The sequence below is a fragment of the Centipeda periodontii DSM 2778 genome, assembly GCF_000213975.1.
Taxonomy (GTDB): Bacteria; Bacillota; Negativicutes; order Selenomonadales; family Selenomonadaceae; genus Centipeda; species Centipeda periodontii.
Genome location: NZ_GL892076.1, coordinates 520398 through 532002 on the forward strand (window position 1 = coordinate 520398; position 11605 = coordinate 532002).

The window sequence follows — 11605 nt, forward strand, 5'->3', positions numbered from 1 at the left end:
GCTTACAGCGGATGTGCCTTTCTCACGATGGAGATGCGCAGATCGTTCAAGGCGCCCCTTCCACCATGCTTCGCATGGTCCCCCTCCCCCGCTGCGGCAGGGGAGGCTGGGGTTCGCACATTCCGTCCCCTTGCGGGGATGTGGTTTTGAAATTACTAAAATTAGTCGCGTTCTCACGTCCATGTATGAGTTTCCGTCCCCTTGCGGGGATGTGGTTTTGAAATGTATTACCATGTACGACACAATCATTATCGACAACGTGGTTTCCGTCCCCTTGCGGGGATGTGGTTTTGAAATGATTTACACCTTACCTTCAGTGGTGTAAGTGTGGAGGAGGTTTCCGTCCCCTTGCGGGGATGTGGTTTTGAAATTTTCTCATGCGTTCGTGATTGCACTATCCGTAACGCAAGTTTCCGTCCCCTTGCGGGGATGTGGTTTTGAAATTCCTTGCCTCGGGAAGTCTTGCGCCGCGCGGCTCAATCTGCCGTTTTGCGGCGCGGATGTGTCTCCCCTTCTTTTCCGTACGGCAATACGTTCTATAAACAGCTATATCCCGCACGGCTCTACGTGCGGCGCGGATCTCCCCTACAGTATAGCACAGAGCCGCCCGCCGTGCAAGCCGCTTCCTGTGCATTTGCGCGACTTACCGCCGCACCCGCTCGCCACGCCGCACTTTCTCAAGATAATGCTTCGTCTCATGCACGACGATGCCCGAGAGGGCGATGAGGGCGATGAGGTTTGGGATCGCCATGAGCCCGTTCACGATGTCGGCGAGGACCCAGATCGCCTCGAGCTTTAGGAACGCGCCGCACGCGATGAGCGCGATGAAAACGAGTCGGTACGGCAGGATGGCGCGCATGCCCGCGAGGTAGAACACGGCACGCTCGCCGTAGTAGTTCCAGCCGAGGATCGTGGTGAACGCAAAGAGCGCGAGCGAAACGGTGAGGAGTGCGCCGCCGATGGAGCCGTAGAGGCTCGTAAACGCCGCGCCCGTCATTGCCGCGCCCGCCGTATCGCCGTGCCATGCGCCCGTGAGAACGAGCACGAGTCCCGTCATGGAGCAGATAATAATGGTATCAATGAACGTGCCCGTCATGGAGATCAGCCCCTGCTCGGCGGGTTCCTTCGTCTTTGCCGCCGCTGCCGCAATCGGCGCCGAGCCGAGACCCGACTCGTTCGAGAAGACGCCGCGCGCGATGCCGTTCTGCATCGCCATCATGACGGTCGAGCCGGCAAAGCCGCCCGCCGCCGCCGTGCCGGTGAACGCGCTGTCCAAAATCAGCGCGATCGCCGCGGGGATCTCAGCGGCGTGCATCAGGATGATCCCCGCGCAGATGACGATGTAGAGCACTGCCATAAAGGGGATGATGCGCGCAGAGACCTCGGCGATGCTCCGAAGTCCGCCGATCGTGATCGCCGCAATCAGTGCCGTGAGCGCAATGTCCGTCGCGATGCGCGGGACGCCGAAGGACAGCTCCACCGAGTCGACGATGGCGTTGACCTGCGGGAATGTGCCGATGCCAAAGAACGCGACGAGCACGGTCGCCGCCGCAAAGAAGCCCGCGAGCGGACGATATTTCTCGCCCATGCCGTGCCGGATGTAGTACATGGGACCGCCCGCGATCTCGCCGCGCTCGTCTGTCGTGCGGTATTTCACGGCGAGCAGGCCCTCGGCGTACTTCGTCGCCATGCCGAAGAACGCCGCCATCCACATCCAGAAGATCGCACCGGGGCCGCCGACCTTGACCGCCGTCGCAACGCCGACGATGTTGCCCGTGCCGATCGTCGCGGCAAGCGCGACGCAGAGCGCCTTGAAGCTCGAGATGTCACCCGCGCCCTTGTTCTTTGCGCGGAGGATCAGCCCGAGCGCACGCGGCAGCTGCACGACCTGCAGCAGCGAGAGTCGGATCGTCAGCAGGATGCCCGTCCCCACGAGCAGCGTGATGAGCGGAATGCCCCAGAGAAATGAGTCGATCGCATTCAGCATAGGAAGAAATGATTCCATGTCACATACCTCCAAAAATGAAAATATGGTGGTATTTTACCATGATAAAGTATTAAATGTCCATGTATACATGAAATGCTTGATTTTACATAATCACCGAAATGAAGTAAAATGAACGCTCAACGGCGAATGAGATGTCTGCGCACAAAAGATATCAATTCTCTATTTCAAAAACGAATAAATCATCTTTTTCTTTCAATAAGAAAAGCTCTGGGTTCCAATCTGAAATATCTTACATTTTCCATTTGAAATACTTTTCCGATATGTGCGTATTTCTCGGTGACAGAAAAAATTTTTGGTCGTAAGTCGGCGTCGTCATGCGATATTTTTATTTTACAATAAATTTTAATTCGATCTGCAAGATTTTGGCACGGAACTTGCGCTATGAATAGGCAGAAGCAATTATGTTTCAAGAACGGGCACAATCAAAGGAGGAAATCACATCATGAAACGTATTCTAGTTGGTCTCTTGAGCGGGCTTCTCGCGATCGCCATGCTCGCAGGCTGCGGCACGCAGCAGTCCGCGTCGAAGGACGGCAAGATCGTCATCCAGGTTGGCTACGAGAACAACCCGGGCGAGCCGTTCGATCAGGGCGTGAACAAGTGGAAGGAACTGCTTGAGCAGAAGTCGAACGGGACGATGACGATCGAGACCTATCCCTCAAGCCAGCTCGGCAGCAAGAATGACCTCATCGATCAGATGATCGCGGGGCAGCCGGTGGTGACGCTCGCGGACGGCGCGTTCTACGCAGATCGCGGCGTGAAGGACTTCGGCATTGTCTTCGGCCCCTTTCTCTTCGACAACTGGGATGAGTGCTGGAAGCTCGTCAAGAGTCCGTGGTACACCGACAAGAGCAAGGAGCTCGAATCCAAGGGTCTGAAGATCCTCGGCTCGAACTGGGTCTATGGTGCGCGTCACACGCTGACGACGAAGCCCGTGAACTCCGTGGAGGATCTGAAGGGGCTCAAGATTCGCGTGCCGAACAACGCGATTCAGGTCAAGGGCTTCGAGGTGCTCGGCGCAGTGCCGACTCCGATGCCGCTCGGCGACACCTACACGGCGCTGCAGCAGGGCACGATCGACGGCGTGGAGAATCCGCTGCCCGTGCTCTACAACGGCAAGTTCCAAGAGGTCGCAAAGTATCTCATCCTCGACGGTCATGTCAAGAATTTCACGACGCTGGTCTGCAGTGCACAGTTTTTTAGCAGCCTGACGCCCGAGCAGCAGAAGCTCCTCGTCGAGACGTGCGAGGAGGCGGGTCTCTACAACAACGAGAAGCAGGCGGCCTCCGAGAAGGATGTGCTTGAGAAGTTCCGCAGCGAGGGCGTGACGATCGTCGAGCCGTCGGAGACGGTGCTTGCGGGCTTCAAGAACGCGGCGCAGAAGTTCTACACGGGCAATGATTTCGGCTGGTCGAGCGGTCTCTATGACACGGTCAAAGCCGCAATGAAGTAAGACGTTCCGATGCGTAAGGGCGCGCCGCTGCGGTGGCGCGCTTTTATATCACAGAGACTTCATGAGAAATAAAGGAGAGATTTTATGGAAGCGAACCACGAAAGGCAGGGTGTGCTCGCGAATCTGGACTACATCATCGCAGGAATTGCGCTCTCGGTGCTCGTCCTCGTGACGTTCGTCGGTGTCTTCGCACGCTACTTCCTCGGTATGCCCTTCGCATGGGGGGAGGAGTTCCAGCTCGCGTGCTTTGTCTGGATCACATTCCTCGGCGTCGGCGCAGCGTTTCGCTCGGGCAGCCATGTCGCGATTGAGCTCCTCGTTGAGCGGATGCCGGAGAAGGCGGCGCGCGTCGTGGAGATCGGCGGCTACGCCATTTCCATGCTCATCTTTGTATTCTTCCTCTACTACGGCGTGCAGATCGTCCTCTCAATGGCGGCGATGGGGCGCACGACGAACATCCTTGGCATCCCCTACGCGGCGATCTACGCGGTCGTCCCCATTGGCTGCCTCTTGATGATGTATAACTACACGCGTGTGATCCTGCACCATCGGAAGGAGGCACAGTGATGGAAAGTACCGTTATGCTCGCGGCCATCGTGCTGCTCGTGCTCCTCTTTCTGCGCGTGCCGGTCTTTGTCTCCGTCCTCGCGGGCGGCGTGACCTACTTCCTCATGGTGCCGAATCTGCCGGGCACGATCTTCGTCCAGCGCGTCATCGCGGGCACGGAGAGCATTCCGCTGCTCGCAATCCCGTTCTTTGTCTGCGCGGGCGTCTTCATGAACTACACGGGTGTGACGAAGCGCATCATGAATTTCTGCAGCGTCCTCCTCGGCACGTTCGTGGGCGGTCTTGCACAGGTCGCGATCCTGCTCTCGACGCTGATGGGCGGGCTCTCCGGCTCGAACCTCGCGGATGCGGCAATGGAGGCAAAGATGCTGGTCCCCGAGATGACGAAGCGCGGCTTCTCACTCGAATTCTCGTCCGTCGTCACGGCAACCTCAGCGATCATCACGCCGCTGATTCCGCCCGGCATCGCCATGATCATCTACGGTTCAATCGCGAATCTCTCCATCGGCAAGCTCTTCGTCGGCGGCGTGGGACCCGGGATTCTGCTCTGCATCGCAATGATGATCCTCGTCTCGATCATCTCCCATCGGCGCGGATACAAGCCCATCCGCACCGAGCGCGCAACGCCCGATGAGTTCTTCACGGCACTCAAGGCGGCGTTCCTGCCGCTGTGCCTGCCGATCATCATCATCGGCGGCATCCGCATCGGACTCTTTACGCCGACGGAGGCAGGCGCGGTCGCCATCATGTACTCGCTCTTCCTCGGTATCATCTACCGCGAAATGCGTCTTCATGATGTGCTGACAGGCATCCGCGAGACGGTAACGACCTCCGCGTCGATCATGATCATCATCGGTGCGGCATCGACGTTCGCGTGGATCCTGACGAAGGAGCGCATCCCGCAGGAGCTCGCGCAGATGATGATCACATTCCTCGAAACCCCTGCGCTCTTCCTCATCGTCGTCAACATCTTCCTGCTGATTGTCGGCATGTTCCTTGAGGGCAACGCCGCCATGATCATCCTCGTGCCGCTGCTCGCCCCGATCGCCGCGTACTTCGGCATCAACGAGTACCAGTTCGCGATCATGTTCATCTTCAACCTCGCGATCGGTGCGCTCTCGCCGCCGATGGGCACGCTCATGTTCGTGACCTGCGGCATTACGAAATGCAAGATGAGCGCCTTCATCAAGGAGGCGGTACCGTTCTACATCCTCCTCATCGTCTGCCTCGCGCTGCTCACGATCTTCCCGGTCTTCAGCTCCGGCTTCATCAATTTCGTCTACGGTCTATAATCATGGAAAGGGGGGCACAGCCTCATGTCACTCATCCTCTTTGCCGCGCCGGCAGCGGACATCGCACAGAAAGCCGAGCGCATCATCCGGCGGCGGAGACTGGACATCCCCGTCATCACGGCGGATGACAAAAATGTGCAGACGGCTGTGCTCGCCTACCCCGAACCCTTCGTCATCATCAGCCGCGGCGGCGTTGCCGAGGAGGTCAAAAAGCTCCCCGGGCGCACGGTCGTGGAGGTCACGACCTCGTTCAACGACATCCTCGCGGCAGTCGCCTCCCTCGATACGGCGGGGATGCGGCGGGTCGCGGTCGTCATGCGCGGCAACATCCTCTTTGAGGCGCCGCAGAACTTCTCGCTCTCGGGGCTCGACATCCTCGTCCGTCCCTGCGACACCTACGAGGAGATCGAGGCGACGGTCAAGAGCCTCGCGCAGACGAAGAAGGTCGATGGGATCGCGGGCTGCCGCTATGCCGTGCGCGTGGCGGAGGAGGCAAAAATTCCAAGCGCCTACGTCGACACGAGCGAGAAGTCCATTGAGAAGGCAATCGACGACGCGCTCAAGATCCTTGACGCGAAGCGCAAAGAGTCGCTGCAGCTCGAACGCCTTGAGGCGGTCATCGGGAACATCGACGAGGGCATTGTCGTGCTTGATGAGCAGGAGCGCCCCGCATTCTTCAACGAGGAGGCAAATGTGCTCTTCGGCGGCAGTCTGCCCGGAGATTTCACCGCGGTGATGGACGCAGAGATCAAGGACTATGCGGGCGAGCGGCTCGTGACGATCCACGGGCGCAAGGCGCTCTTTCGCATGGTGCCCGTGGGGATGCGCAACCGCCGCGAGAACACGGTGCTCATCTTCCACGCGGCGGAGGCGATCTCCAAGCAGGAGCAGAAGGTGCGCTCCTCGCTCTATCAAAAGGGATTCTACGCGAAGATCCACTTCCCCGACATCCTCACGGAGGTGCCGCGCATGAAGGAGGTCATCGCGCGCGCGGAGAAGTTCGCGCGGACAAACGCGAACGTCCTCATCCTCGGCGAGACGGGCACGGGCAAGGAGGGCATGGCACAGAGCATCCACAATGCGAGTCATCGCGCAAAGAAGCCCTTCGTCTCCGTGAACTGCGCCTCCATCCCGCCGTCGCTCATCGAGAGCGAGCTCTTCGGCTACGTCGAGGGCGCGTTCACGGGGGCGCGGCGCGCGGGGAAAAAGGGGCTCTTTGAGATGGCAGACGGCGGCACAATCTTCCTCGATGAGATCGCAGAGCTGCCGCCGGACATCCAAGGGAGGCTCCTGCGCGTCCTACAGGAGCGCGAGATCATGCGTGTCGGCGATGATAAGATCATCGCGCTTGACATCCGCCTGATCTGCGCCACGAACAAGGATCTTGGCGCGCTTGTCGCGGACAACAAGTTCCGCGAGGATCTCTACTACCGCGTCAACGTCCTCAGGGTGCAGCTGCCGCCCCTGCGCGAGCGGCGCGAGGACATCCTGCCGCTCCTGCGCCACTACTTTGCACGCTACGCACCGCAGGAGGATTTCGACCGTTTCATCTGCCGCAGCGTGCGCGAGCGCCTGCTCGCCTACGACTGGCCGGGCAACATCCGCGAGCTGCGCAACACCGCCGAGGTCTTTGCGTGCCTCGGCGATGCGGCACCGGACGCCGCACAGCTGGATGAGCTGCTGGGCGCGCGCCGCATGGGCGGACAGAGGGACACCATCGAGATCCCGCTCGGACTCTCGCTGAAGGAGGTCGAGCTGGCACTCATCGAGCGCATGCTCGAGATCTATACGCCGGACGAGACCTGCGCAAAGCTCGGCATCAGCCGTGTGACGCTCTGGCGACGTCTGCGGCGGGAAGTATAATAAACAGACTTTTTAACAGAGGCTACGGACGAAGGGAAACAAGCCTTACGTTGCTCCTAAGCGAACCTTAGTGGAGCAAACGGAAACGAGCGTGCGACCCGCCCCCGGCGTACTTCTTTCGTTCAAGCGAAGCGCGTTTAAGAAGTGCGCCGGTATTTAGGCGGACGAGCACGCGACCGTTTGCGTAACGAGGTGTTCGCGTGGAGCATGTAAGGCTATATAAGACTTACAATCGAACCATATAAGGAGTTTTCAATATGAAAGGCATTCGTATCAATCAGCCCGGAGAGGCGGAGATATTCGAGACCGAAAAGCCCGTACGAAAGGCGGGTGAGGCACTGCTGCGCGTCCTCTACGGCGGCATCTGCGGCAGCGACCTCGGCACGTACCGCGGCACGTTCGCCTACGCGTCCTATCCGCGCATCCCGGGGCATGAGTTCTCGGCGCAGATCGTCGCGATCGATCCTGCCGATGCGGAGAAATATCACCTCCACGCGGGGCAGATCATCACCTGCAACCCGTATTTCAACTGCGGCACCTGCTACTCCTGCACGCGCGGCTTCGTCAACTGCTGCGAGCACAACGAGACCATGGGCGCGCAGCGCGACGGTGCCTTCACGGAGTACATCACGATGCCCGTCGAGCGCATCTACGACGGCAAGGGGCTCTCGCCGCTCCAGCTGGCGCTCATCGAGCCGTTCTGCATCAGCTACCACGGCGCGAGTCACGCGGACATAAAGCCGGGCGAAAAGGTGCTCGTCATCGGCGCGGGCACGATCGGCGTCCTCGCGGCAGCGGCGGCAAAGGCGGCGGGCGCCGAGGTCTACATCGCGGACATCGCGCCAAAGAAGCTCGATCATGCGGTCCAGATCATGGGCCTCGCGGGGCGTATCCTCAACGACTCCCCCGAGCACTTCACCGAGCAGGTGCAGGAGATCACAGGCGGCAACGGCTTCGATGTGACGATTGAGGCGGTGGGGCTGCCCGCAACCTTCCTCTCCTGCGTCGATGCCGCCGCGTTCGGCGGGCGCGTTGTGCAGGTCGGCGTCGGCAAGCGGAACGCGGACTTCAACTTTACCCTCCTCCAAAAGAAGGAGCTGAAGCTCTACGGCTCGCGCAACGCGCTGAAGAAGGACTTCCTCGAACTCATCGACCTCGTGAAGTCGGGCAAGATCGACATCACGAAGATCGTCACAAATACGTACGAGCTTGCGGACGGCCCGCAGGCATTCAAGGACTTCTCGGAGCACGCCGACACCATGCTCAAGGTCGTCATCCACTTCGCCGATCCGGAGTAAGATAGAGGAAAGGAGCGTCTGCCATGAAAGAAATACAGGAGATCTACAGCCCCGAATCGCACCCCGTCCGCATCATGCAGTTCGGCGAGGGCAACTTCCTCCGCGCCTTCGTCGACTATGCCGTCGATGTGGCGAACGAGGAAAACGGACTCGACGCGAGCGTCGCCATCGTCATCCCCATCGCAGGGGAACGCCCGCAGTTCGCCGCGCAGAAGAACCTCTACACCGTCTGCCTGCGCGGACAGCAGGAGGGTGCACCGTACAAGGAGAACCGCGTCGTCAAATGCGTCGACCGCGTCCTGAGCGCCTACGCCGACTACGACGCCTACATGCAGCTCGCCGAACTCGCTTCCCTGCGCTTCGTCGTCTCCAACACGACGGAGGCGGGCATCGTCTACGATCCCGCGTGCGCCCTTGCGGATAAGCCGCCCAAGGCATTCCCCGCAAAGCTCACGCAGTTCCTCTACGCACGCTTCCGACATTTTGCGGGCGCTGCGGACAAGGGGCTCCACATGCTGCCCGTCGAGCTCATCGAGAACAACGGACAGGAGCTGAAGCGCTGCGTCCTAGCATACGTGAAGCTCTGGAACCTCGGCGCGGACTTCGCCGCATGGCTCGACACCGCATGCAGCTTCGCGGACACGCTCGTCGACCGCATCGTCGTCGGCTACCCGCGCGCAGAGGCGGCGGCGTACGAGGAGGAGCTCGGCTACCGCGATGCGCTGCTGAATCAGGCGGAGCCGTTCTCCCTCTGGGTCATCGGGAACCCCGCGCTCGAAAAAGAACTGCCCCTTGCCTCCAGTAAATTCCACGCCATCTTTACCGACGATGTGGTGAAGTACAAGGAGCGCAAGGTGCGCATCCTCAACGGCGCACACACCTCGATGGTGCTCGGCGCCTACCTCGCGGGGCTCGACTACGTCGGCGACTGCATGAAGGATCCCATCGTACGCACCCAGCTCGACCAGTCCGTCTACGGCGAGATCGTCCCGACGGTGCACCTCCCGGAGGCGGAGTCGCGCGCGTTCGCGGCGGCGGTCTTCGAGCGGTTCGAGAACCCCTTCGTCCACCACGCGCTGCTCTCCATCTCGCTCAACTCCATCTCGAAGTGGCGCGCGCGCGTCCTGCCGTCCTTTAGGGACAGCCGCAAGCACACGGGCAGGCTGCCGAAGTGGCTCACCTACTCCCTCGCCGCGCTCCTCGCGTTCTACCACACGACGGACAGGGGCGAGAACTGCCTCATCGGACATCGCGGCACGGAAACGTACGAGATTCACGACGATGCGGACAAGCTCGAACGTCTCGCTGCGTGGGCGGCGCTCCCCGCGAAGGACTACGTGCACAATGCGCTCGCTGCAGAGGACTTCTGGGGCGAGGATCTGACCGAGATCGACGGGCTCGAGGCGAAGGTCTTGGAGCATTTCGAGCGCATCGCTGCGGTCGGCGCAAAGGCGCACATCGAAGAGCTCGGGAAGGTCTCGTAAGATGGCGGGCAAACTCTTTCAGATACAGCCGCAGGACAACGCCGCCGTCGCCCTCGCGGACATCGCGGCGGGCGAGACGGTCACGCTTGGCGGCATTTCCTACACGGCACAGACCGTCATCCCCGCCGGACACAAGATGGCGATACGCCCCATCCGCGCGGGCGAGGACGTGCTGAAATACGGCTTCCCCATCGGCACGGCGCGGCGCGATGTCGCCGTCGGCGAGCACCTGCATACGGACACCGTGAAGTCAAAGCTCGGCGATCTGCTCGACTACCGCTACGAGCCGGAGAAGGCGCCGCACTGGGATCCTGCGCAGCACACCTATCTCGCAGGCAAGACCTTTGACGGGTATGCACGCCCCGATGGGAGGGCGGGCATCCGCAACGAGATCTGGATCATCCCAATGGTCGGCTGCGTGAACGCCATCGCGCAGGCAATCGAAAAGCAGGCGCAGATCTACAAGGAAGGCACGATCGACGGCATCTACGCCTACGGGCACCCCTACGGCTGCTCGCAGCTCGGCGACGATATGACGAACACGCAGAAGTACCTCGCCGCGCTCGTGCAGCACCCGAATGCGGGCGGCGTGCTCGTCCTCGGTCTCGGCTGCGAGAACAACGAGATGCGAGAGATGCGCGCGCTGATCGGCGATGTGGACGAGCGCCGCGTGAAGTTCCTGCTCTGTCAGGAGGTTTCGGACGAAATCGAGGCGGGCACCCGGCTCGTCGCGGAGATCGCGCGCGCGGTGCGGGACATCCCACGCACGCCGCAGCCCGTCGCAAAGCTCGTGCTTGGGCTGAAATGCGGCGGCTCGGACGGCTTCTCCGGCATCACGGCGAACCCGCTCGTCGGCGAGGCGAGCAACGAGCTCGTCGCGGCGGGCGGCACGAGCATTCTCACCGAGGTGCCCGAGATGTTCGGCGCGGAGACGCTGCTGATGAACCGCGCGAAGGATGTGCGCGTCTTTGAGGACACCGTGCAGCTCATCAACGGGTTCAAGGAGTATTTCATGCGGCACGGCGAGAAGGTCGACGAGAACCCCTCGCCCGGCAACAAGGCGGGCGGCATCACGACCCTTGAGGACAAGTCCCTCGGCTGCGTGCAGAAGGGCGGCATTGCGCCCGTCGTGGATGTGCTCGACTATGGGGACCGCGTGACGGAGCACGGGCTCTCGCTCCTCTGCGCACCCGGCAACGACCTCGTCGCCTCGAACGCGCTCGCGGCGGCAGGCGCACACATCGTCCTCTTTACCACGGGGCGCGGCACCCCGTTCGCCTGTCCCGTGCCCACGGTGAAGATCGCGAGCAATCCGCATCTCGCCAGCTACAAATCGGGCTGGATCGACTTCAGCGCGGGGCGCATCCTCGAGGGCGCGTCGATGAGGGAGGTCACGGCAGACTTCCTCGACCTCCTGCTCGACATCGCCTCGGGGCGCGCGCACGCAAAGTCCGAGGCACTCGACAAGCACGATCTCGCGATCTTCAAGGACGGCGTGACGCTCTAACGTATGCATGACTATTGCATATCTATGGTAAAATAAAAGAAGGTTTGATAAGGGGCTGTTGCACGAACGCCCCTATCGGCTCGCTACGCTCGCCACTTCCCCCGCTCTGGCGGGGGAAGCTACGATGCCATAA

The 11605-nt window shown here is 60.9% G+C and carries 8 protein-coding genes and 1 CRISPR repeat array; of the genes, 7 read left to right on the forward strand and 1 reads right to left on the reverse strand.

The genetic code is table 11. From position 1 onward, the window contains the following. Positions 1-120: 120 nt before the first annotated feature. Positions 121-444: direct repeats of the CRISPR family, unit length 33 nt; unit sequence TTCCGTCCCCTTGCGGGGATGTGGTTTTGAAAT. 199 nt (positions 445-643) lie between these two features. After that, positions 644-2005, reverse strand: coding sequence for an alanine/glycine:cation symporter family protein (locus HMPREF9081_RS02305; RefSeq protein WP_006305325.1), 1362 nt, complete (start codon positions 2003-2005; stop codon positions 644-646). A gap of 445 nt (positions 2006-2450) precedes the next feature. Between HMPREF9081_RS02305 and HMPREF9081_RS02310 the strand changes: the two genes are divergently transcribed. The 7 genes from HMPREF9081_RS02310 (at position 2451) to HMPREF9081_RS02340 (ending at position 11472) form a co-directional block, all read left to right on the forward strand. Then, positions 2451-3461, forward strand: coding sequence for a C4-dicarboxylate TRAP transporter substrate-binding protein (locus tag HMPREF9081_RS02310; protein ID WP_006305327.1), 1011 nt, complete (start codon positions 2451-2453; stop codon positions 3459-3461). A gap of 84 nt (positions 3462-3545) precedes the next feature. After that, positions 3546-4028: a TRAP transporter small permease gene (locus tag HMPREF9081_RS02315; protein ID WP_006305328.1), complete on the forward strand. Its 483-nt coding sequence runs from the start codon at positions 3546-3548 to the stop codon at positions 4026-4028. After that, entirely contained in the window at positions 4028-5320 is a 1293-nt protein-coding gene (locus tag HMPREF9081_RS02320; protein WP_006305329.1) for a TRAP transporter large permease, read from the forward strand. Before HMPREF9081_RS02315 ends, HMPREF9081_RS02320 begins: the two co-directional genes overlap by 1 nt. A 24-nt stretch (positions 5321-5344) precedes the next feature. Further along, positions 5345-7183 (forward strand): sigma 54-interacting transcriptional regulator, encoded by a 1839-nt coding sequence (locus HMPREF9081_RS02325; protein ID WP_006305330.1) that lies wholly within the window; start codon positions 5345-5347, stop codon positions 7181-7183. Positions 7184-7440: 257 nt separating this feature from the next. Continuing rightward, positions 7441-8481, forward strand: coding sequence for a zinc-binding alcohol dehydrogenase family protein (locus tag HMPREF9081_RS02330; protein WP_006305331.1), 1041 nt, complete (start codon positions 7441-7443; stop codon positions 8479-8481). 23 nt (positions 8482-8504) lie between these two features. After that, the gene (locus HMPREF9081_RS02335) at positions 8505-9965 is read left to right on the forward strand and encodes a tagaturonate reductase (RefSeq protein WP_006305332.1); all 1461 of its coding nucleotides are present in this window, start codon (positions 8505-8507) and stop codon (positions 9963-9965) included. A 1-nt stretch (position 9966) separates the two neighbouring features. Further along, the gene (locus HMPREF9081_RS02340) at positions 9967-11472 is read left to right on the forward strand and encodes a UxaA family hydrolase (RefSeq protein ID WP_006305333.1); all 1506 of its coding nucleotides are present in this window, start codon (positions 9967-9969) and stop codon (positions 11470-11472) included. Positions 11473-11605 lie beyond the last annotated feature (133 nt).